Source organism: Patescibacteria group bacterium (assembly GCA_023380635.1).
Classification (GTDB): Bacteria; Patescibacteriota; Microgenomatia; order JAMCZE01; family JAMCZE01; genus JAMCRP01.
The window spans coordinates 232,319-254,608 of record JAMCRP010000001.1 but is presented as its reverse complement, the minus strand read 5'-3'; the positions used below and the strand labels follow the sequence as shown (position 1 = coordinate 254,608).

The window sequence follows — 22,290 nt, the reverse complement described above, 5'->3', positions numbered from 1 at the left end:
CCAATTTTTCCAGGTTGTAAATTCTTAGAATAAATCCGATAAGTATAATGAGGAAAACCCAGCGCTTCACTTTTGCTTAATTGTATGTAAATACCACCAGAAATACCAAGGATTTCTAAGACAGGAAAGCGGGTTTCGTGAGCAGTTGGGGGCAAAATATACAGTCTGAGTAAAATTTTCACCGCCGCTTTGGACTATTATTTCTGTTTTCTGCGGATGTGAGTTTTGCAGGTCAATTATTATTCCCCCGCCAAGATCATCTTGATCACGGGTTTGAATGTTTTCGATTTGCGGGCTAGTTTGAACGGATATTTGTGCTATTGCCGGGTTGTTATTAGCGTCACGTGGATAAAAAATCAGTCTGACCGGATTGCGGCTGACAAAAGCGTAGCGGTTGTTAACATAGACAAAGGATTTATTTTGATCTATTGGCAGGTTTGAAAGATAGAGCGGATAGGCGGCGGGATCTTTGTTAACCGTTTCTTTGGAAATGGTCTGTTTGCCCGGCAAGTCAAACCACTGAGGAGAAAAGACGGCAACGGCAACATGCATCGTCATACAAGACAAGTTTATACTCCCCTTCTTTTTCCAGGGAGTATTTTTGGGCATCGGTAATATTATTTCTTAACTCAATACCCGCCGATTTCTGATCATCAGGGATAGGATCAAGGAGATGGTTAGGCCAGCGTGAACTGTCCACAATAAAGGGGACAATCCAGGAGGCGCTTCCAACTGCCGTTCGTGATGAGTAAGGGTCGATCAGGTTCGAATCGTAAACTCGTAAATCGCTGATAAATAACCGGCCGCCAGCCAGGCGCAGGCGGATCCGGTAGGCATTGGTATTTATCCACCAGGCTCGTGAGGAGCGGTCTTTAAAAATATTTCCCTCGTAGACAGTAAATAATGGCTGCTTCTTGTTGAAAGGAAAATTTTGCGCGGTGACAACTTGATTATTTGAATCTTTTTTCCGCCACTGGCTGACATATTCGAGCTGCCAGGAAAACATCTGCTGATATTTTGCCTCCATAGAGTTTTCCAATCCAATAACGGCAATCGTGTAGTCGTTTAAATCTTGGGCATGGGCTTGGTCAAAAAGATATTGGAAATAAGCAAAGTTCGTCGTTCGGCGCATAAAGTCGTTCGGCTGGGAAGTGTGAGAATTGGTCGGATCGCCATAATTTTCCACCGGATCAGAGATTGTCTGACGGATTATCAGCGGAGAAGTGACAGCGCTACCGGTGGCCGGAATTATTGGCCAATTGGGGCTGGGAACATAAGGGTAATGCTCAGGGCCGCCATAAAGAGTGAGCCGGTCGGTTCCCCACTGGTCCCGGGTTATTTCGTGCGCCTGAATGTGATATTTGTCGCTTAAATATTGCAGCGAATAGGCATCGATAATCCAGGAAACGGTGGTTTTTGGAAAACCGCCAAAAGCTTTCTTGAAGCCGGCCATGTAGGTGTCAATCAATTTCTTTCTGTCATCGGGAGAGTAGCCAAGTAAATATAGATTTCCCGGTTGATACCATTTTTGGACATCACCATGATAAACTACCCCGCTTTCGGAGGCTAAAAGTGGGGTAATTTCCAGGAACCCCGCCATTTCAAAACCTTTATTTTTAGCATCGTTAAGGACCGAAAGATATTGTCCGTCATTCAAAGCGTCAAAGCGCACGGCAAAAGTGGCTGGCAAGTTCTTCTGTTCCAAGGTTTGCAGTTGCTGTTTTAGAAAATCAATATTTCCCGCATCGTAACACTCCGAACCGCGGACTTGATTAATAATTAGAGTGTAGTGAGGCTGGTTTCCGGTGGCCAATATTTGTCTCGGAGAAAAAAGAACAGCTATCGTCGTTAGTGCGGTAACTACAAGTAATTTTGTATAATGAACTCGTGTCCAAAATTTTTTCACGCGTTGCCACATTTCTTCCAGTAATTCTAATTCTTTTCCTCTCCTATTTCACCTGGAAACCCCTCCTGTCGCCCGGCTATTTTTCCATGCATGACGATCAACAGGTGGTTCGGCTTGAGCAGTTGGATAAGGCCCTAAAAGGGGGACAATTTCCCGTCAGGTGGGTAGAAGACTTGGGTTTTGGCTACGGTTATCCGCTGTTTAATTTTTATCCTCCCTTATCCTATTACCTTGGAGAGATTTATCACCTGACAGGTTTGGGATATATTGATTCGATCAAGTTGGTTTGGTTCACGGCTCTCTTGGGATCTGCTTTGGCAATGTACTTTTTGGCTAAGGAATTTTTTGGCAGAGCCGGAGGAACAGTTGCCGCGTTATTTTATTTATACGCCCCATATCACGCTGTTGACGCCTATATCCGCGGCGCTTTAGCGGAACTTTTCTCCTTTGTTTGGCTGCCGCTAATTCTTTTAGCTGTTTATAAAAAACGCCCGGTTTTGGCCGGGATCCTATTGGGATTGTTAATGATTACCCACAACCTCATTTTTCTGCCGTACATGGTTTTCTTTGCCGTCTGGGCTTTGGTTTTCAGCCGGAAATCTCTTCTTCTTTCGCCGATTATTGCCTTTGGTTTAACCGCCTTTTTTTGGTTGCCGGAACTGGCGGAAAAGCAATTTACTCTGGTTGACCAGTTGCTGATTAAAAATCTAGCCTCCTATCAGATTCATTTTGTCTGTCCGGCGCAGCTTTGGAACAGTCCCTGGGGTTTTGGCGGCTCGGTGGCCGGTTGTTTTGACGGAATGTCTTTCGCGCTGGGAAAAATATCCTGGTTAGTAATTTTAGTTTCCTTGGTGGCTGCCTTGCTTTGGAGAAATAGAAAAGCGCTTTTAGTATGGGTTTTACTGGCGTTTTCGCTTTTCATGACTACCGACTATTCCCGTTTTCTTTGGGACCGGATTTCCCCGCTTTGGTACCTGCAGTTTCCCTGGCGCTTTCTGGAATTTGTAGTTTTGTTTGCGGCTCTTCTGGCCGGGTTTATTGGTAAAAAACTCTGGCTGGCCGTTCCCCTGATCGCCGCGGTAATTTTTGTTCAGGGGAAATATTTTGTCCCGCAACGCTATATTCCGGTTTCTGATAACCAACTACTGACGGATAAATATGTCAAATGGGACATCAGCGGGTCGTCTTTTGAATTTATGCCGAAAGGAGTTGCGACTTACATCAATGATAAAGGGGTAGTGTGGGTGGATATTAATCAATTTGAAATTCGAAATTCGAAATTTGAAATTAATAACGGTAATGTGAATGTGAATTATTGGAATCCTGACAGTTTTTCTGTGACCGGCAATTTCAGTGACAATGCGGTTTTTCAGCCGCAAATAACCAATTTCCCCGGCTGGAAAATATCCGTTGACGGCCGAGAAGTTCCTATTACTGATGACAATCCGTATAAATTGATTACGGTTGACATATCTGCCGGAAACCACACTATTAATGGTATATTTACTAATACCTGGCCGCGGGTTGCGGGAAACGCGATTTCTCTAGCGTTTATCCTTGGAATCGGAATTTATGGAGTTGGAAGATATCAAAGGAAAAACCATTAGAAGTGTGGTCGCCCTGATCGGTCGGACAGTTTTATTGCAGGCTGTTTCCTTGGTGGCTTTCTTTTTTCTGGGGATTTTCTTGTCCCCATCGGCAATTGGTGTTTTTATTGCCGTCAACGCTCTGCTGCAAATTTTTACTATTTTTACCGATGTGGGGTTGGGAGCGGCTTTAATTCAAAAAAAAGAAGAACTTGACGAAGACGACTTACGGACAACATTTACTATTCAGGAGATTTTGGTCACGGCGGCGGTTGTCGTCGGATTCTTGGTTACCAGATATATCGCGGGCTATGCCCATCTAAACTCTCAAGGCATATTTTTATATCATGTTCTTTTAATAACCCTATTTATTTCTTCCTTAAAAGCCCTGCCATCCTTGCTGCTGGAACGGAAACTGGCGTTTGATGTCCAGGTCATTCCGCAAATCGTCGAGTCGTCGGTTTTTAATGTCCTGGTAGTGGTTTTGGCTTACAGAGGCTTCGAAATTGATTCCTATTCCTGGGCCATTTTGGTTTCAGCTCTTGTCGGGCTGCCGTTGTACTATATTTTATCGCCGTGGAAGGTGAGATTTGGCATAGCCAGACATAAGGCCCGGGCGCTTCTGTCGTATGGCATTGCTTATCAGGGGAAAAGCGTTTTGGCGGTTATCAAAGATAATCTTCTGACAGTTTTTTTAACCGGCTGGGTGGGGACGGAAGGCGTAGGATATTGGGGTTGGGCCCAGCGTTGGGCCTACAGCCCTTTCCGGTTAATTGTGGACAGTGTGACTCGGGTAACTTTTCCGGCCTATGCTCGTGTTCAGCATGAACAAGAGACCTTGCGCAAGGGAATTGAAAAATCGCTTTTTGCCGTGAGTTTTGTCCTCTTTCCCATTCTGACCGGGATGATTTTTCTAATCCAGCCGATAATTTATGTCATTCCCAAGTATGCTAAATGGGAAGCAGCTCTGCCCTCGTTTTATTTTCTTTGCCTGGGAGCGGGGTTGTCGGCAATTTCTAATGTTTTGGTCAATGCTTTGGATGCTACCGGCCGGGTCAAAACTACTCTTGGCCTAATGATTTTATGGATTGCTCTAACCTGGGGCTTTACCATTGTCCTGGTTGGAAAATTTGGGTTCACTGGAATCTCTATGGCTTCGTTTGTGGTCGCTCTAACCGTGGTGTATACCGGATATCTCTTAAAAAGGCACATTGAATTTAGCTTTGTTAAGCCAATCTGGAAGCCTACCTTTTCGTCAGTGGTCATGGGCCTGGGAATGTTTTTAATTTTAAGAGTAGCTTCCGGTATTGTTGGAATTTTGTTAGCCGGGATAACTGGGGCTATAATCTTTGCGGGAGTCTCTTTTATGATTGACAGGAAAGAGATTATGGAGAATTTTGGAATTTTTCTTAAAGCTTATCGCAAATGAAACCAAAAATTTCCATCGCTATTGTCACTTTTAACGAAGAAAAACATATCAAAGAATGTTTGGAAAGCGCTCGCTTCGCCGATGAAGTGGTGGTCGTCGACGGTACTTCTTCAGACAATACCGTAAAAATTGCCAAACAACTGAAGGCAAAGGTTTTCGTTGTTCCCAATCAGCCGCTCATGAAGAAGAACATGAACCTGGCCTTTGAAAAATGCCTTGGAGATTGGATTTTCAGTCTCGATGCGGATGAACGGATAACGCCAGAGCTCCAGGAAGAAATAGGGAGAGTAATTTCTGACCCGCAAGCCACAGCCTACCGGGTTCCCCGCAAAAATATTATTTTTGGCAAATGGATCGAGAACAGTCGGTGGTACCCAGATTGGCAATTGCGGCTCTTTAAGAATGGTAAGGCGAAGTTTCCTGCCAAACATGTCCATGAAGAACTGGAGGTTGACGGAAATATCGGCCAACTGGAAAATGCTATTCTCCATCTCAATTGGGTAACGGTTTCTGACTTTTTGTTGCGATTTGACAGTTACACGACTCGGGAGGCGGAAAAATTAATTTCCGAAAGCAAAGAAATCACCTGGAGAGATGCCATTAAAATGCCCACTGATGAATTTTTAAGCCGCTATTTTTTTGGCCAGGGTTACAGAGACGGTCTGCATGGATTGGTTTTAGCGCTTCTCATGGCTTTCTATATGGAGGTAACTTTCGCTAAAATATGGGAAAGGAAGGGTTTTTGGCAGCGAGACGTTTCCTTGAATGATTGTAATAGACAGTTTTTGCAAAGCAGCAGAGACTACAAATATTGGCTTTTTACTGAGCAAATGAAAGATACGAAAAATCCGCTGAAGTTATTTAGTCATAAGTTAAAAAGGAGATTCCGATGAGCAAAGTTCAGACTTCTATTGTCATCCCGGTCTACAACGAAGAAGGAAATCTGACAGAGCTCTATAAGCAACTGCGTGAAGTTTTGGACAAACAAGGAAAAGAGTACGAACTGATTTTTGTTAATGATGCCAGCCGGGATAAATCTCCCGAAATTCTTCGAGAGTTGAACGGTAAGGACAAGAAAGTTAAGGTAATAAATTTGTCACGAAACTTTGGCCAGCAGGCGGCGGTTATGGCCGGTCTGGCTCAAGCGAAGGGGGAAGTGGTTGCGACAATTGATGCGGACCTACAAGATCCGCCGGAAGTTTTGGGAAAAATGCTGGAAAAGATTGCTGAGGACTATGATGTGGTCTACGGCGTTTCGAAAGTCCGTCGTGATCCCCCGATAAGAAAACTTTTGTTTGGTCTCTATTATTTTTTGATGTGCCGATTGTCCTCCATTACCATTCCTCGCAACGTTGGAATTTTTGCGGTGATGCGCCGGCCAGTTGTGGAAGCCCTGCTAAGTCTTCCGGAACGGAACCGCTTTATTCCGGCCTTGCGCACCTGGGTAGGCTTTAAACAGTTGGGCCAGGAATATGAAAAACCGCCGCGGTTTGCTGGCAAGCAGTCTCAGAATTTTGCAAAGCTGGCAAAAATGGCTTTTGACGCAATTTTCTCTTTTTCCTATGTGCCGCTTCGACTGGCGACTTATATCGGGTTTGCCGTTTCCATCTTTGCTTTCCTGGTAATTGTCGATGTTTTATACGCTAAACTAGTAGCAGGAACGGCCGTTTTAGGGTGGGCGTCACCATTGGTTTCCACTCTATTTATCGGTGGAATCCAGCTGCTTATTTTGGGAGTTATCGGAGAATATTTGGGCCGGATATACGATGAAGTTAAGCAGCGCCCGACCTATGTTATCTCCGAAAAAATCGGCTTTAATGACTAAAATCTCCGTTGTGGTACTCCACGTTAAAAATGCCGCTATGACCGGGGAGTGTTTGGCGTCATTGGAAAAACTGAAGGTTAGAGATATTGATCTCTCATTAATTATAGTAGACAACGCCAGTGAAGATGATTTTTCCGGATACAAATCTAAGTGGGACTTTATTTTCATTAAAAACGAAAAAAATTTGGGGTACGCTGGAGGAAACAATGTCGGGATAAAACGGGCACTTGAAGATGGCGCCGAGTATGTTTGGATTTTAAACAACGATACTGTGGTTGATCCGCATTGCTTACAGGAGTTAGTGATTGCTGCCCAAAGACACCCGAGTGGCGGCATTTTTGGGGCAAAGATTTATTTTGCTCCGGGATATGAATTTCATAAAGAAAAATATAAAAAATCCGAGCTGGGGAAAGTTCTCTGGTGGGCCGGTGGGGAGATTGACTGGAATAACGTGATGACTAAACATCGGGGAGTAGATGAAGTGGACATTAATCAATATGCCCAAGAAGAAAAGACCGGAGCGGTCACCGGAACAGCAATGTTAGTGACAAGAGAAGTTTTTGAGAAAATCGGACTGTTAGACGAAAAATATTTCCTTTATTTTGAGGAAAGTGACTTTTGTCTGCGAGCCCTCAGAGCAGGTTTCGAACTTTGGTATGTTCCCACTGCGGTTGTCTGGCACAAAAACGCTGGATCTTCAGGTGCAGGGTCAGACCTTCATGACTACTATACGACCCGGAATAGACTGCTGTTTGGCCTTTTATATGCTCCTCTTAAATCCAAAATTGCCTTGGGTCGGCAGGCTATCGGATTTCTTTTTTCCGGAAGGCCCTGGCAAAAAAAGGGAGTTAAAGATTTTTTGACAATTAATTTTGGTAAAGGCTGCTTTCCGGCATGAAACACCGACTTTTAGCTATTCTTTTCAGCCTTGCAGTCGTTTTGGTCATGGTTACTCCCTTATGGCGAAGCGGAGTTGTTGATAATCTGGGGAATATTCTCTTTGACGCCGGAGCCACCTATTATGACGCCGGAGTTCACCTATCCCTAATTGGGGAAATGCAATCTCGTTTTCCCCCGACCGATTTTGCATACGGCGGAGTCCCTCTTAAGAATTACCACTATTTGTATGACACTGCCTTGGCCGCTGCCGTAAAGGTGACGGGTATTTCTTACCTGGATCTGTATTACCGGTTTGCCCCGATTATTCTGGCGCTTCTGTTGTCTCTAGTAATTTATCTAACTACATTAGTCTTGACGAAAAACCCCTGGGCGGCCACATTTTCTATTTTCTTTTCTGTTTTTGCCACCAGCTTGGGAGTCTTGACAATGCGGGGAACGAACAATGTCTTTATGACTGATCAGATTTACGACATGATGATTAATCCTCAGGGGGTCTTAAGCCTAATAGTTTTTTTGTCGCTGTTTCTTCTTTTGGCGGCATACGAGAAGTCCGGAAGAAAATGGCAGATGTTAGTCTTTGCGATTCTTTTGGCGGCTTCTTTCGGCATAAAAGCTCATGGTGGGGTGGTTTTTGCTATTGGGGCAGTTTTTGGAGCGGGTTGGTTCTGGTTTAAAAAGAAAGATATTTTTGCTGTTTTGGCAATATTAATTGGTTTAGGTGGAATGCTGACCTGGGTGAAACTTAATCTGGACGGTTCGGCGGTCGGTATCCAGGTGGCTCCTTTTTGGCTGCTCGAAAGGCTGATGGGAGATTATGAACGGCTTTATCTTATCAGTTTTACTCAGCATCTAGAGACGGCTAAACATTTTGGGAACTGGTTAACTTTAACCCGATTATATTTAGAAGCCTTCATTATTTATCTTTTCGGAAGTCTTGGGTTGCGGATTATTGGGTTGTTACCATTAATTTCTGCGCTTAGAAATTGGCAAAGAACAGCCTCGTCTCGTGCTTTTCTTTTCTTTAGTGGTCTGGCTTCTTTTGCTATTCCTCTCTTTTTTAATCAGGGAAAAAAGCCGTTTGATATTGTCCAGTTCACACCATATTTCACCTTATTTCTGGGCATTTGCTTTACGGTTTTTGTTTTTGCCGTTTTAGACCGTGTTAATAATAAGGCCGTCAAAGTTTTAACGCTTCTTGTTTTGGTGGCAATTTTTCTGGGGTTAGATAAAAGAGAGTTGCTCTCGCGGGGCGTGTATCTTAATTATGACCGCAGTGAAGTGCGCCAAACCATCGATGGTCCAATGCGCGGAAATCAAGTGGCTATAACCGCTCAGGAAGTAGCCGCGGTTAACTACATTCGCGCCCAAACGCCAACAGAGGCCATTTTTTTGGTTGCTCCGACAAAACTGAATTTGGGAACGCTTTGGTTTAGTGCTTTAGCCTGGCGGCGGACAGTCTATTCCGGTGAATTTTTTCCGTTCCAAGTTGGTTTAGACACGGCAGCCGGCAAAAACCACATTATAAAAGAGTTTGGTCCTGAACCGGTTAAAGCAGATTTTGGTTATGTTTTTCTGCGACGCAACGAAGTGCCCGAGTTTGGTAGAATTAAAGATAAATATCAGTTACACACCGTTTTTGAAAATAGTGAAGCTGTGATATATGAGCGTTAAACTTTCAGCCGTCGTTTTTACTTTCTGGCCGGAGGAAGAACACTATCTCGAGGCGTGTCTAAAGAGTGTTCATTTTGCTGACGAAGTTATTGTTGTCGATAACGGAGCCACTGAAAAAACACTGGAAATTGCCCGGAAATACACGAAGAAGATTTATAGAACTGCTTCTAAGGATTTCTCCGAAATGCATAATTTGGGCAAAGAGAAGGCAACCAGTGATTGGGTCCTTTTTATCGACGCTGATGAAAGAGTATCTCTGGCTTTACAAAAAGAGATTCTAAAAGAGCTGGAGTCGCCGCGATCAGACGCTTATGAACTACGCCGGGTGAATTTCTTTTTGGGAAAAGAAGTGAAGTTTGGTGACCGCTATCCAGACTATGTCACCAGACTTTTTAAAAAAGATCGTTTAGAAGGTTGGACGGGAGTAATTCATGAATCGTCAAAAGTAAGCGGGGAGATTGGGAAATTGGAGGCCCCCCTGTATCACCTGACCCATCGCGATATTTTTTCAATGATGGAAAAGACCATTAATTTTTCTGAACGCGAAGCCCGGCTGCGTCTGGCAGCCAATCATCCAAAGGTGGTTGGATGGCGGCTGGTAAGAGTATTTTTAACGGAGTTTTATTCCCGGCTAGTAAAATATCAGGGATGGCGCCAGGGAACTGAGGGCTGGATTGACGGCATATTTCAATCATTTTCGTTGTTTATTGTTTACGCCAAACTTTGGGAAATGCAAAGAAAACCGTCGCTTAAAGATACCTACGAAGAGCTTGACAGGAAAATTCTGGAGGGAACCTTATGAAGGTGGGACTGTTCAGTCCCTACCTCGATACTCTCGGCGGGGGAGAACGCTATTTTCTGACTGCAGCGCAATATTTTCTGAACCAAGGCCATCATGTTGATATTTTTTGGAATGGCGACCGTGACTGCCAAGTCCTACAAAAAAGATTTGACCTCGATTTGTCCAAGGCCAGGTTTATTAGCGATATATTTTTTTCCCGCACAACTTTACCGGAAAAGATATGGCGGACAAGCCAGTATGATCTGATTTTTTTTCTTTCTGACGGCAGCATCCCGGTAACCTTTGCCAAAAAAAACATTCTTCATTTTCAGGTGCCTTTTAATTATTCAAATCAAAAAACATTGCTGAATAGGTTAAAATTGACCCGCTTCAGCGATGTCGTTTGTAATTCACGGTACACTAAGGGTTATATTGATAAAACTTATGGCCTTAACAGCAGTATCTTGTACCCACCCGTAGATATCGAAAAGTTTTCTCCCGGCCCCAAATCAGAGATCATTTTATCGGTGGGCAGATTTTTTGCCCCCAGCAATCCCAAGAAACAAGAAATAATGATCGAAGTCTTTAAGGAAATGAATTTGAAGAAGTGGAAACTGGTGCTAATCGGCGGGGTAGCTTCCGAGAGTGCAAATGAGATTTCCTTGCTAAAGCAGAAAGCCAAAGGTTCCAACATTGAGATTATTACTGACAGTGATTTCAAAACGCTGCAAAAATATTATTCTGAGGCAAAAATCTATTGGCATGCGGCCGGCTTTGGGGAAGATCTGGAAAAATTTCCCGATCGGGCAGAGCATTTTGGAATGACAACAGTCGAGGCGATGGCTGCGGGAGCAGTACCTGTGGTTTTCGGTGGCGGCGGACAGCTGGAAATTGTTGAAGACGGAATTTCCGGGTATTTTTGGAAGCAGAAAGATGATCTGAAAGCCCAAACTCTAGCTCTTATAAATAATTCTGATCTTAGACAAAGATTGGCGATAGCTGCCCAGCAGCGGGCAAAACTTTTTAGTAAGGAAAAATTTTTTGATCAGCTGGAAGAGCTATGCGGTTCTTAAAATTTTGGCCAGTTCTGGTTTTTCTGGTATATATTTTTGCAGTCTACCGCCCGTTTATTTTTGGCGGGCGCTTGCCGATTCCGGCCGATACGATTGTGGGGTTATATTATCCCTGGCGAGATGCTTTTTCTGATCAGTACCCCAACGGAATTCCGTTCAAAAATTCTCTGATCACGGATGCTGTGCGACAGGAATATCCCTGGCGGCAATTGGCTATCGAGCAGCTTAAACAAGGCCATTTGCCTTTATGGAATCCTTATTCCTTTTCCGGTTATCCCCTGATGGCCAATTTGCAGTCAGCGCCGTTCTATTCGCTTAACTTCGTCTATTGGCTGGCTGATTTTCCGACAACCTGGTCAATCCAGGTAATATTACAAACTATTTTGGGTGGTCTGTTCATGGCAATTTTTCTTCGAAATTTGAAACTTTCACCAAGTTCGGCAGTTTTGGGGACTATCGCTTGGGTAGGTTGCGGTTTCTTCATCTCCTGGCTGGAAACGAATATGGTGGTTCAGTCAGTCATCTGGCTGCCGTTAATTCTATATTGTCTTGACAGATTAAATTCTCCCGACAGGAAATGGTGGTTAGTACCGGTTTTTATCTTCTCTATTGTGAGTACGATTCTTGCGGGCCATCTCCAGACAATATTTTATGTTATGATCGTTGCCGGCCTTTACGCTTTCTATCGGGCGATGGAAAAGCATAATCTTCGAAGCCTGATTCCTACGGGTATTTCCATTCTCCTAGCTTTATTAATCACTTCTCCTGTTTTAATACCGGCTTTCCAGTTCATTCAGCTCTCGGGAAGGAGCTTGGACCAGGCAGTTTGGAATAAGCCCGACTGGTTTCTCCCATGGCAAAACCTGATTCAGTTTATTGCCCCTGATTTTTTTGGCAATCCGGCAACCCTTAACTATTTCGGCGTCTGGAATTACGGCGAGTTTGTGGGATACATTGGCTTGGTCGCGCTATTTTTCGGACTGTCGGCAATTTTCACTAAAAGAAAGGAAGTGAGATTTTTTCAGTTAATTCTTGTTGCCGGTTTGATTTTGATTCTCCCGACACCAATTGCTGAAATTCCCTACCGCTTTAACTGGCCTTTTATTGCTTCATCCCAGCCGTCAAGATTAATTGTCATAATTAGCTTTACTCTCAGTGTCGCGGCGGCTTTTGGTCTTGATTGGTGGCAGAAAGAAAATAAAGGACGGCATCAGGCTATTGTTTCGGTCTTGTTTGGGATGGTGATCTCGGTCTTATGGCTGATAGCCTTCAAAAATCATTTGTCCATCAGCTTACGGAATTTGGTTTTGCCGACGGCTATACTTGCGACCATAATACTGGCGACTGCTTCGGTATTCTTTTCCTCTAAACTAAAAAGGGCAGCAGTGGCCGGATTGCTTCTCCTGGCCTGTTTTGACAGCGCGAAATTTGCGATTAAATTTTTGCCGTTTACGCCGGCTCAATGGCTATTTCCTAAAACAAAAATTATCAGCTATCTTTCACAACAGACAAAAACTGGTGTTTTTCGGGTAACATCGATGGAAGACCAGATTTTCCCCGATAACTACTCTGATTCCTACAAAATTCAGACGGCGTCAGGGTATGACCCATTATATTTGCAACGCTACGCAGAATTAATGATCGCTATTAACCGGGGCCAACCAGACATTAATCCGCCTTTTGGTTATAACCGATCAATTACACCAAGAAGTTATGATAAACCGCTTTATTCTTTGCTGAATGTTAAGTACCTTCTCACTCCTTTTGAACTTTTTCAACCTGATTTGCGCAAAGTGATGCAGGAAGGAGAAACGCGGCTTTACGAAGTAACTGACGCTCTTCCCAGGGCTTTTTTTGTCGAGAGAGTGAGGAAAACTAACAATAAACAAGAAACGATTACGGCCATGTTCGCGTCTGATTTTAACCCGGCAAAAGCGGCGGCAGTTGAGGATACTGACAAAATTCCGGACAACTGGTCGGAAGGGACGGCAGACATAAGAAGTTATCAACCTAACGAGGTTGTAATTGAAACAAACAATAAGAAAGATGGTTTTTTGGTACTGACAGACTCTTATTATCCGACCTGGAAAGCGGCAGTTGATGGTGTTCCGGCAAAAATTTATCTGACTGATTATGCCTTCCGGGGGATTATTGTTCCGGGAGGGGAACATAAAGTAAGATTTTCTTTATGAAAAAAATCCTGTCATTAGATGTTTTGGTTTTTCTGTTTTTACTTTTGTTTCTGCCGTTATTCTTCTGGAATTTAGGGGGTTTTGGTCTGGCGGATTTTGATGAAGCATGGTATGCCGCGATTGCCAGAAACATCATTCACAGCGGCAACCCTTATTTGCTGACATTTAACAGCGGGGCCTATTTGGATCATCCATATCTGGGTTTCTTTCTGATGGCCCTTTCGATGAAACTCTTTGGCATCACCGAGTTTGCCGCGAGGTTTCCCTCGGCAATTTTGGGATTCTTAAGTGTATATTTTCTTTACTTGCTTGGTAAAAATCTCTTTAGCCGCTTAGCCGGGTTGGCTTCCGCCCTTGTTCTTCTTTCCAGTGTTTGGTTTATTTTCCGATCAAGAACCGGAAATCTTGACGCCGTCTTTGTATTCTTTCTGATAATTTCCTTTTATCTGGCAACCAAGGTCTGTCATACCCAAAAAAGCCGGTGGCTAATCCTATTCGGTCTCAGTCTTGGCGGAGCTTTAATGGTTAAGTCAGTGATTGGAGTGGTAGCGCTAGTTCCGATAATTTTGTATTTCCTACTCATCGGCCGGCGATTTAAATTTCAGGAAATATTATTAATAGTATTGTCCTGTGCCCTGGTGGTAATGCCCTGGTTAGTGGTTAACTATTTTGTCTACGGTTTAACCTTTATTAACAATATGATCGGTATCGGAACCCGAAGCGGATCAAGAATGATGCCAAATTTTAGCGATTTGGGCGGGTCGCAGACCATGAATTATCTCCACTGGGGCATACGCAAATGGTATTATCCGGCCGTCCTGTCGCTATTTGCCTCAATAATATTAGTGATTAGGGAAAAACGCATAGTCCCGGTAATAGCCACGGTTCTGATTTTTCTTTTGGCTTTCTTAACAAACAGGAAAACAGAGATCTGGCATCTTATTCCTCTGTATCCTTTTTTAGCTCTTTTGATCGGCTTTACCGTTTGGAAATTCAGTCTGTGGCTTAAAATTCCCGGGATTATTCTTGCCGGTTTATTTATCGGTGTTGCTTTCTGGCAAATTTTTCAATTTCGTAACGAGATAAAACTAACGGATTCTGGTCTAAATTCCTGGTCAGCGGTCGCTTTGGCGGCAAAGGGGCGCAGCGAACCCCTTTATCTTGACGGCCCGGATCTCTGGCCGACAACAGTTTATTATTCGCAAAAGCGGGTTAATTGGGTTATAGCTCAAACCCCGCCTGCCGACAGCTTAATGGGAATGATGGCTTCCGGCCAGCGGCCCTTTTTACTTATTACCGAACAATGGCGGCTGGATCAGGATAAAATTAACCCAGCACAGTATCAGCTTCTGGCTGCGAATGACGGAAAGGTGCTTATCTTGGCTAAGAGTTTATGAGATCTAAACTTTTTCTCATTTTAATTGTTGTTCTGGGTTTGTTTTTACGATTCTATCGTTTAGGAGACAATCCGCCCTCGCTCTATTGGGATGAAGCATCGCTAGGTTATAACGCCTATTCAATTGCAGCTACCCTGCATGATGAGCACGGAGTTTTTCTGCCCCACGACGCTTTTGCCGCCTTTGGAGACTATAAACCCGTCGGCTATATTTACGCGGTTGTTCCCTTCGTTAAATTATTGGGGCTGACAGAGATTGCCGTTCGTTTGCCGTCGGCCATTGCCGGGATACTATTAATAATAGTCAGCTACCTGATAGTTGTTGAGCTTTCAAAAAATAGGAAATGGGCACTTCTAACCGCCCTGTTTATTGCCATTTCCCCCTGGTCGCTGCAAATGAGCCGGGCGGCTTTTGAAGCTAATCTGGCCACGCTTTTCAGTGGACTGGGGGTTTATCTTTTTCTAAAAGCCATTCGCGGAAAGACTATTTTCTTTCTCCTGTCTTCTATCTTTTTTGCGGCTGCTATGTATACCTTTAACTCCCATAGAGTTTTCGTGCCGTTATTAGTTTTGGCCTTAAGTTTTATTTATATAAAGGATATTCTTCGAATGTGGAAAAAATCTTGGGTGTTTTTTCTAACAGCGGCGATTCTTCTTATTCCGCTGGTTCCCCATCTTTTATCGCCTGAAGGCCGGCTGAGGTTTAATGAGGTGGCATGGGTAAACGATTTAAGCATTGTCGAAGCGGCTAACAAAAATATTGCCTCCAACAACAATGCTTTGTGGGCCAAACTAGTCTATAACCGGAGGATTCTTTATGGTGAAGAGTTCTTGCGTCACTATTTTGACCATTACCGGTTTAATTTTCTCTTTCAGACTGGTGATATTAATCCCCGGCTTTCCACTCAGGCAGTCGGGGAGATGTATCTTTTTGATTTTCCCTTGGTTCTTCTGGGGATATACGCTTTACTGCGAAAGCGAAATAAAATCGCCTTCATAATTTTTATCTGGCTGCTGTTAGGGCCAATACCGGCAGCTACAGCCCGGGAAACGCCGCACGCCCTGAGAACTCTTAATTTGTTGCCGGTGCCTCAAATTATTTCCGCACTGGGATTGCTCGCTCTTAGTAAAAGATTGAGGCTGGTGCTAACGCCGATATTGGCGGTGTTAGTCTTTCTATATTTACAAAACTATTATTTCGTTTATCCAACAAAGTACTCGGGTGACTGGCAGTATGGTTATAAACAAATGGTTAGATATGTGGCCACAGTCCAAAAAGATTATGATTATATTGATGTGACCAATCACTACGGCCGGCCGTATATTTATTTTTTGTTTTACAACCAGTATGATCCGGAAAAGTACTGGCAAAATCGGGATGCCAGTCGGGATCAGTTTGGGTTTTGGACAGTTTCTTGTTTTGACAAATATCATTTTGATACTTTAGCCGTGACTAATGGTAAAGGACTGTTTGTTGTTGATCCACAAACGAAATTACCGGGCCGTCAAAAAATAAAAACCATTTATGATCCAAATAACCAGCCGGTCTTTGACATCTATGATTGAATTTATCAAAACTCACAAGAGAGACATCTTGCTATGGATACTATTAATAATAGGTTTCCTCGCGACCAGGCTGGTGCGTTTGGGTTTAATTCCGATTTTTACTGATGAGGCGATTTATCTTCGCTGGAGTCAAATTCTGTCAGGGGATTTAAAGTACATCTACCTGCCGCTGACTGATGGCAAACCGCCGCTATTCATGTGGTTGGTAGCCGTGTTTATGAAGCTATTGCCCGGTACCGACCCTTTAATTACCGGCCGGCTGGTTTCGGTGCTTTCCGGTTTAGCCGCCTTGGCTGGAATTTATTTTACTTCCTGGCAGCTTTTAAGGAATAAATTTATCTCTTATCTATCTTCTATCTTCTATCTTTTGTCTTCTTTTACGTTTTTTTATGACCGTTTTGCCCTGGCTGATAGTATGCTGGCCATGTGGGGAGTCTGGAGTTTGGGGCTCGGTGTTGTGGTACTTCGTACTTTGTGGTGGCGTTGGGCAGTAGTTCTTGGAATTATTCTGGGACTGGGTTGGCTGACCAAAACTCCGGCGGAATTCTTTATTGTGCTGCTACCGATATTGGTTATCCTGAAGCCCAAAAGTATCGGCAAATACGCCCTCCTGATACTCTTATCCGCGGTTATCGCCCGGGGAATATATTCTCTTCTGTTTTTGTTACCCCAGGCATATGTCATCAATTTGAAAAGTTATGAATTCATCGTGCCCTTCTCAGAATTAATTAAGCACCCGCTGCAATTTTTCGTTGGCAACTTTAAAGGTTTGGCTACCTGGGAAATACAATATTTAACCTGGCCATTAGTGGGGCTAATCATTATCAGTCTGATAAAAATATCCCGGCCGAAAATCATCCTTCTGGCCTATTTTTTCTCGCTTTTTGTCTTCATGTTACTTTTTAATAAAGTAATCTATCCCCGATTTTTGCTAACCTTTACACCGATGCTTTTAATTCTAGCCGCGGCCGGAACTGCCGAATTTAAAAAACTGGCCCCAGTGGTTTTAATCCTTGCCTTGATATTACCCATATATACCAACTATAAACTTTTAACCGATCCGGTCCAGGCGCCAATTGCCGATACCGATTCGGCACAATATCTTAACAGTTGGTCAGCCGGCTGGGGGCTTCGCGAAATAAATAGCTTTTTTGCGGGTAAGAACACTACTGTCGGAGTGGAAGGAACCTTTGGTCTAATGCCCTATGCTTTGGAACTTTATCAAAAGGACCATCCGAATTTAACGATTAAACCGTATTGGCCGGCACCGGAAATTTTACCCGCTGGCCTGGATTACTTTATTGTTTATCAGCGGCCCGCGGCTCCGGCCGGATGGAAGGTACGCCTGATAGCCCAGTACTTTGATGGCTATGGAAAAGACTCCCTGAAATTATATAAAATCGAACCATGAAAAAATCAAAAATTATTGTCGTTCTGCCGGCATTTTTTGCCGAGAAAACAATCGAAAAAACAATAAAAGAAATTCCTGTCGGGGTTGTGGATAAAATTATTTTGGTTGATGACGCAAGCAAAGACAAGACGGCAGAGGTAGCAGAACAATTGGGATTAACAGTTTTTCGCCATCCGAATAATCTCGGCTATGGCGGTAACCAGAAGACTTGCTATTGGGAAGCCTTAAAAGATGGTCCCGATGTAGTCGTCATGCTGCACCCGGATTATCAGTATGATGGCTCAAAAATCAAGGGGCTGGTCGACCCGATTATTAACGGAGATTACGACATAATGTTTGGCAGCCGGATTAAAAACCGGGGAATGGCATTGACTGGTGGAATGCCCAAATACAAATATTTTTTTAACCGCTTGTATACCTTTTTTGCCAACATCATTACCGGCGAAAACCTTTCTGAATATATGAGTGGCCTGCGGGCCTACAGCCGCAAAGCCCTGGAAACTGTTCCGTTTCAAAGATTTTCCAATGATTATGCCTTTGACCAGCAATTCACTTTTTCAGCCATTGCCGCCGGTTTGCAAATCGGAGAGATTCCGATTCCGACCAGATACCACGATCAGCAACATACCATTAATGTCTGGCGGGGAATGAAGTTTGGCTGGGAAAGCTGTTGGGAAGCCGCGCTCTTTATATTTAATTCGTGGGGAATTTACCATGCACCGATTTTTCAAAAAAAACAGAGCTAATCTTCTTGCTCTAATAATACTTGCGATTTTCAGCGTGATTGGTCTTTGGTCGCTTATCTCTAATCCTTTCTATACCTCTCATGATGGTTTTACCCATACTGCCAGGATTGCTGCCTATTTTCAAGATCTGAGTGATGGCCAATTTCCTCCAAGATGGGCAACTAATTTTAATTCCAATTTTGGCTCTCCGATTTTTGTCTATAGTTACCCGCTTCCATATTTGCTTGGCGCCTTGCTTCACATGGCGGCAATTTCCTATCAAAATAGCTTTCGCATGGTGATGGCTGCGGGCTTCGTCCTTTCCGGATTAAGTTGTTTTCTTTGGCTAAGAAATAAGTTCAAAACTACGGGGGCTCTGGTAGGCGCTGTTTTTTACATGTGGGTGCCGTACCATTTTCTCAATGTTTATGTCCGGGCAGCTTTGGCCGAGAACCTGGCATATGGTTTTGTCCCGCTGGTGTTTTGGAGTATCGAGAAAAAATGGTGGACAGTCACCGCGGTATTGTTGGCTGCCGTCTTATTATCCCAGAATGAGGTAGCGGCATTGACCCTGCCGCTCTTTCTGGGTTGGGCGTTACTGCATCGTAGTTTTCGCCGTTTTATTTTGTCCACCGCTTTAGCGTTTGCTCTCAGCGCTTTTATCTATGTTCCTGATCTTTTCGAACGTCAATTTATTCATTTCGATCAGAACATGACATATTTTCGGGACCACTTCGTGGCTTTCTGGCAGCTTATCCGCAGTCCCTGGGGTTACGGTTTTGATTTTCCGGGAACAATTAGAGACGAAATGTCTTTTCAGTTGGGCTTGACACAGATCATGGTAGCAATATTGACCGGCGGACTGATTATGATCCGGCGTAAATTTGAAAAAGAGGTTTTGTTTTTCTTTTTGGTTTTAGCCGCCAGTGTCTTTTTGATGACAGAATCACCGATTATTCGTAACATCTGGCAGATTCTTCCGATTATTAAAACAATTGTTGATTTTCCCTGGAGGTTTCTCGGAATAACAACCATCTCTTTTGCGTTTTTTGGTGCTTATCTGGTGGCCAATTTTCGCTGGCAGAAATTATTAGCAATCGTGCTGTTACTAATAGTTTTTATTGCAAACCGTAATCACATTAGGATTAACCAGCCACTAAACTACTCGGATAAAACTTTCTCTGGTTATATAGGCACAGCGACAGCAACCAGTGATGAATATGTTCCGGTTTGGCGCGTAAACATGCGGATGCCCGGTCGGCCAAGCCGGTTTGATTTTCTCTATGGCGACGGGAGTATTTCCGAAGTAAGCGAAAATGCTTCGGGCTTGAATTGGCGAGTAGATAACACGAGCGGATCCGCAATTCTGCGCGTCAATCGTTTTTATTTTCCGCAAACAACAATTAAATATAATGGATTTAATCTGGCCAAAGGGAAAGATTGGAATGTCATTACGACCCAGAAGGACTTGAAATTCGACGACACAGGCTTAATGCTGTTATCCGGACCGAAGCCCGGATCCTATTCGCTTCGGCTTGAAGAAACACCTCTTGATAGAGCGGCAGACAGTTTATCTTTGATCTCCTTTGCCTGTATAATCTTACTGTTATTCAGGAGCGGATATGCGGCAAAGGTTAAAAATTGATAGATACCAGTTAATACTGGCGATAATTCTACTTCTTGCTTTTGTTATCAGGTTACGCGGTTTTGATTTGCGTTTCCTATTTAGCAGCGATACCGCCAGAGATTTACTAGTGGCGCGCGGAGCGATCAAACTTAACCAGCTTCCTTGGGTGGGTTCTTTCAGCTCTGCCGGGCCATTCGTTTTTGGACCAAATTGGTATTGGTTTTTGATGCTCCCAATCATTCTGTTGCCTAATGTTTTTCTTTCCCCATGGTTGTTCATGCTTGTAATTTCGCTCGGTTTTGTTTGGCTATTAGCCTTGGCGGGAAAAATCCTGGGCGGAAAAAGGTTAGGCTTAATAGCCGCTTTAATTGCGGCTGTGTCGCCGGCAGTTATTGGCATATCATCCTATCTGACACAACATGGATTAGTGGAAATTTGCGCTGCCGTTGCTCTGGTTGGTTTCCTGGCATATCTAAAATCCGGCAAAATGCGCTTTGTCTTTTTGACCGGCTTGGGTGCGGGAGCTGCTGTATCCTTGCACTATCAGGGAGTTTACCTGTTGGTATATTTCCCGATTATGTTTTTCGTCAAAATTCGAGATATTAAGTCCGCGTTTAAATTCGCCGTTGCGAGTGGGTTGGGATTGGTTCTTCTTCTTTGGCCCATGCTTTTGTGGGATTCCAGTCGAAATTTCCGCAATCTTGAACAATTGATCTATTACTTTCGGGTAGGACAATATCGTTTCTGGGTTAGCGACCGCTGGCTATTGTATGTGGGATCATTCTGGCCGACGTTTTTGGGAAAAATTGCCGGCGGACCGTTTGTTGCCGGAATGTTATTCGGTTTGTCGTCCCTTGTGGTTATATCTGTTTCCGTCATCCGCAGAAAAGTTTCCTTAACATTTTTGTATTTCCTTGCAGCTATCGGAATCCAAATTATCTGGCTACGCTATCTTCGCAGCGAGCGGCTGGACGGATACCTGATCTATTTTCATGCCGGTTTGATTCTTCTGGTAGGCTGGGTATTGAATCAAATTTTGCGAATTAACAAGATCTTGGGTCTTCTAGCTTCATTTTCTCTTATCGTTTCTGGTCTTTATTTTTCAAAAGATACTATGAATTATAACAATAATTTCCAGAGGCTTGCGATTGTGAGAGATCAGTTGGAGAAAAAATTTCCCGGTGAGAAGCTGGCGGTTTACGGCAAAGGCTTAGCCACTTCAAATGTGAGCTATTCTTTTTCCTTGGCTTTGGAAGCGTCGGGTGACGAAAGCGATTTTGGCCGCCCGGTAGGGATTTGCCTTTACTCCAGCGAAAATTGCGGACTAGCTAATGCCACTGAGTCGGCCAAAGGTGAATTTCAAGGGCAGGAATTCAGTGTTGTGGACCTCTCTGAAAATTGGAATTTACTTACCAAACAAAATGGCTGGTATCCCTTTTCGGTGTTGGCTGTATATGACGATGTCCAGAATTGGTGGAGGAAAGGCATATGACAAGATTATCGATAGTGATGCCGGTCTACAACGAAGAAGCAACGCTAAAATCAATTCTGCAAAAGGTGGTAGCGGTTAAGTTGCCGTGGAAAAAAGAAATTATTGTGGTTAATGATGCTTCTAAAGACAATTCCGGAAAAATTATCCAAGCGTTCGCCAAAAAACACCCTGAAGTTAAATATTTTGAACACGAGGCGAATCAGGGGAAAGGCGCGGCAGTGCGAACCGGATTTTCTAAAGTCACCGGAGATTACGCCATTATTCAGGATGCCGATTTAGAGTACGATCCGGAGCAAATTCCGCGGCTTTTGGCTAAAGCGGAAAAATTTCCCGGGACAGTAGTTTATGGTTCGCGATTAACTTCTCCTCCGGTGCTTTTCGGTAGACACCGAACGGTCCTGGTGATGCATTATTTTGCCAATAGGGTATTCAGTTTAGTCAATAGTCTTCTCTACGGTACCTGGTTAACCGATATGGAAACCGGGTATAAATTAATTCCCCGGGAAGCCATAAAAAAGATTAATTTAAAGGCGAATGGTTTTGAGATGGAACCGGAAGTTACGGCTAAACTGTTAAAAAGTGGTTTTAAAATTAGGGAAGTAGCAATTACTACCAAACCTCGCAGCTTCGACCAGGGAAAAAAATTTAATACTTTTAAAGACGGAACGCAGGCTCTTTGGTGTATTTTTAAATACCGCTTCGCTGACTAG

18 protein-coding genes are annotated in these 22,290 nt (G+C 43.7%); 16 read left to right on the top strand and 2 right to left on the bottom strand.

The genetic code is table 11. The features are described 5' to 3' along the window. Positions 1–66: 66 nt before the first annotated feature. Together M1403_01435 and M1403_01430 are read right to left on the bottom strand one after the other, a co-directional pair. Positions 67–558: a hypothetical protein gene (locus M1403_01435; GenBank protein MCL4397670.1), complete on the bottom strand. Its 492-nt coding sequence runs from the start codon at positions 556–558 to the stop codon at positions 67–69. After that, the gene (locus M1403_01430) at positions 512–1,918 is read right to left on the bottom strand and encodes a hypothetical protein (protein ID MCL4397669.1); all 1,407 of its coding nucleotides are present in this window, start codon (positions 1,916–1,918) and stop codon (positions 512–514) included. The genes M1403_01435 and M1403_01430 overlap by 47 nt, the downstream gene beginning before the upstream one ends. On the opposite strand from M1403_01430, the gene M1403_01425 reads away from it, so the two are divergent. Genes M1403_01425 through M1403_01350 form a run of 16 tightly spaced genes read left to right on the top strand, consistent with a single transcriptional unit; the run spans position 1,888 to position 22,290 of the window. Continuing rightward, complete coding sequence (locus M1403_01425) at positions 1,888–3,513, top strand: hypothetical protein (GenBank protein MCL4397668.1); 1,626 nt, start codon at positions 1,888–1,890, stop codon at positions 3,511–3,513. The two genes, M1403_01430 and M1403_01425, sit on opposite strands and share 31 nt — an antisense overlap. Then, positions 3,479–4,921 carry an oligosaccharide flippase family protein gene (locus tag M1403_01420; GenBank protein MCL4397667.1) on the top strand — a complete coding sequence of 481 codons (1,443 nt, stop codon included), beginning with the start codon at positions 3,479–3,481 and terminating at the stop codon, positions 4,919–4,921. The genes M1403_01425 and M1403_01420 overlap by 35 nt, the downstream gene beginning before the upstream one ends. Beyond that, positions 4,918–5,814, top strand: coding sequence for a glycosyltransferase family 2 protein (locus M1403_01415; GenBank protein ID MCL4397666.1), 897 nt, complete (start codon positions 4,918–4,920; stop codon positions 5,812–5,814). Before M1403_01420 ends, M1403_01415 begins: the two co-directional genes overlap by 4 nt. Further along, a complete protein-coding gene (locus M1403_01410) occupies positions 5,811–6,746 on the top strand; it encodes a glycosyltransferase family 2 protein (protein MCL4397665.1) in 936 nt (311 codons plus the stop codon). The genes M1403_01415 and M1403_01410 overlap by 4 nt, the downstream gene beginning before the upstream one ends. Beyond that, positions 6,739–7,644 (top strand): glycosyltransferase family 2 protein, encoded by a 906-nt coding sequence (locus M1403_01405; protein MCL4397664.1) that lies wholly within the window; start codon positions 6,739–6,741, stop codon positions 7,642–7,644. The genes M1403_01410 and M1403_01405 overlap by 8 nt, the downstream gene beginning before the upstream one ends. Further along, positions 7,641–9,317 carry a hypothetical protein gene (locus M1403_01400; protein MCL4397663.1) on the top strand — a complete coding sequence of 559 codons (1,677 nt, stop codon included), beginning with the start codon at positions 7,641–7,643 and terminating at the stop codon, positions 9,315–9,317. The genes M1403_01405 and M1403_01400 overlap by 4 nt, the downstream gene beginning before the upstream one ends. Further along, on the top strand, positions 9,307–10,119 hold the full coding sequence (locus M1403_01395; protein ID MCL4397662.1) for a glycosyltransferase family 2 protein: 813 nt from the start codon (positions 9,307–9,309) through the stop codon (positions 10,117–10,119). The genes M1403_01400 and M1403_01395 overlap by 11 nt, the downstream gene beginning before the upstream one ends. After that, positions 10,116–11,171 (top strand): glycosyltransferase family 4 protein, encoded by a 1,056-nt coding sequence (locus M1403_01390; protein MCL4397661.1) that lies wholly within the window; start codon positions 10,116–10,118, stop codon positions 11,169–11,171. The genes M1403_01395 and M1403_01390 overlap by 4 nt, the downstream gene beginning before the upstream one ends. After that, entirely contained in the window at positions 11,159–13,363 is a 2,205-nt protein-coding gene (locus M1403_01385) for a YfhO family protein (protein ID MCL4397660.1), read from the top strand. Before M1403_01390 ends, M1403_01385 begins: the two co-directional genes overlap by 13 nt. After that, entirely contained in the window at positions 13,360–14,760 is a 1,401-nt protein-coding gene (locus M1403_01380) for a glycosyltransferase family 39 protein (protein ID MCL4397659.1), read from the top strand. Before M1403_01385 ends, M1403_01380 begins: the two co-directional genes overlap by 4 nt. Continuing rightward, positions 14,757–16,325: a phospholipid carrier-dependent glycosyltransferase gene (locus tag M1403_01375; GenBank protein MCL4397658.1), complete on the top strand. Its 1,569-nt coding sequence runs from the start codon at positions 14,757–14,759 to the stop codon at positions 16,323–16,325. The genes M1403_01380 and M1403_01375 overlap by 4 nt, the downstream gene beginning before the upstream one ends. Beyond that, a complete protein-coding gene (locus M1403_01370) occupies positions 16,318–17,736 on the top strand; it encodes a glycosyltransferase family 39 protein (GenBank protein ID MCL4397657.1) in 1,419 nt (472 codons plus the stop codon). Before M1403_01375 ends, M1403_01370 begins: the two co-directional genes overlap by 8 nt. After that, positions 17,733–18,482, top strand: coding sequence for a glycosyltransferase family 2 protein (locus M1403_01365; GenBank protein ID MCL4397656.1), 750 nt, complete (start codon positions 17,733–17,735; stop codon positions 18,480–18,482). Before M1403_01370 ends, M1403_01365 begins: the two co-directional genes overlap by 4 nt. Beyond that, positions 18,451–20,106, top strand: coding sequence for a 6-pyruvoyl-tetrahydropterin synthase-related protein (locus M1403_01360; GenBank protein MCL4397655.1), 1,656 nt, complete (start codon positions 18,451–18,453; stop codon positions 20,104–20,106). Before M1403_01365 ends, M1403_01360 begins: the two co-directional genes overlap by 32 nt. Next, the gene (locus tag M1403_01355; protein ID MCL4397654.1) at positions 20,084–21,580 is read left to right on the top strand and encodes a hypothetical protein; all 1,497 of its coding nucleotides are present in this window, start codon (positions 20,084–20,086) and stop codon (positions 21,578–21,580) included. Before M1403_01360 ends, M1403_01355 begins: the two co-directional genes overlap by 23 nt. Next, positions 21,577–22,290 (top strand): glycosyltransferase family 2 protein, encoded by a 714-nt coding sequence (locus M1403_01350; protein MCL4397653.1) that lies wholly within the window; start codon positions 21,577–21,579, stop codon positions 22,288–22,290. Before M1403_01355 ends, M1403_01350 begins: the two co-directional genes overlap by 4 nt.

Coding starts and splice junctions, on each gene's coding strand:
- M1403_01435 (MCL4397670.1), bottom strand. CDS start 558: ATGACGATGCATGTTGCCGTTGCCGTCTTTTCTCCTCAGTGGTTTGAC.
- M1403_01430 (MCL4397669.1), bottom strand. CDS start 1,918: ATGTGGCAACGCGTGAAAAAATTTTGGACACGAGTTCATTATACAAAA.
- M1403_01420 (MCL4397667.1), top strand. CDS start 3,479: ATGGAGTTGGAAGATATCAAAGGAAAAACCATTAGAAGTGTGGTCGCC.
- M1403_01415 (MCL4397666.1), top strand. CDS start 4,918: ATGAAACCAAAAATTTCCATCGCTATTGTCACTTTTAACGAAGAAAAA.
- M1403_01410 (MCL4397665.1), top strand. CDS start 5,811: ATGAGCAAAGTTCAGACTTCTATTGTCATCCCGGTCTACAACGAAGAA.
- M1403_01405 (MCL4397664.1), top strand. CDS start 6,739: ATGACTAAAATCTCCGTTGTGGTACTCCACGTTAAAAATGCCGCTATG.
- M1403_01400 (MCL4397663.1), top strand. CDS start 7,641: ATGAAACACCGACTTTTAGCTATTCTTTTCAGCCTTGCAGTCGTTTTG.
- M1403_01395 (MCL4397662.1), top strand. CDS start 9,307: ATGAGCGTTAAACTTTCAGCCGTCGTTTTTACTTTCTGGCCGGAGGAA.
- M1403_01390 (MCL4397661.1), top strand. CDS start 10,116: ATGAAGGTGGGACTGTTCAGTCCCTACCTCGATACTCTCGGCGGGGGA.
- M1403_01385 (MCL4397660.1), top strand. CDS start 11,159: ATGCGGTTCTTAAAATTTTGGCCAGTTCTGGTTTTTCTGGTATATATT.
- M1403_01380 (MCL4397659.1), top strand. CDS start 13,360: ATGAAAAAAATCCTGTCATTAGATGTTTTGGTTTTTCTGTTTTTACTT.
- M1403_01375 (MCL4397658.1), top strand. CDS start 14,757: ATGAGATCTAAACTTTTTCTCATTTTAATTGTTGTTCTGGGTTTGTTT.
- M1403_01370 (MCL4397657.1), top strand. CDS start 16,318: ATGATTGAATTTATCAAAACTCACAAGAGAGACATCTTGCTATGGATA.
- M1403_01365 (MCL4397656.1), top strand. CDS start 17,733: ATGAAAAAATCAAAAATTATTGTCGTTCTGCCGGCATTTTTTGCCGAG.
- M1403_01360 (MCL4397655.1), top strand. CDS start 18,451: ATGCACCGATTTTTCAAAAAAAACAGAGCTAATCTTCTTGCTCTAATA.
- M1403_01355 (MCL4397654.1), top strand. CDS start 20,084: ATGCGGCAAAGGTTAAAAATTGATAGATACCAGTTAATACTGGCGATA.
- M1403_01350 (MCL4397653.1), top strand. CDS start 21,577: ATGACAAGATTATCGATAGTGATGCCGGTCTACAACGAAGAAGCAACG.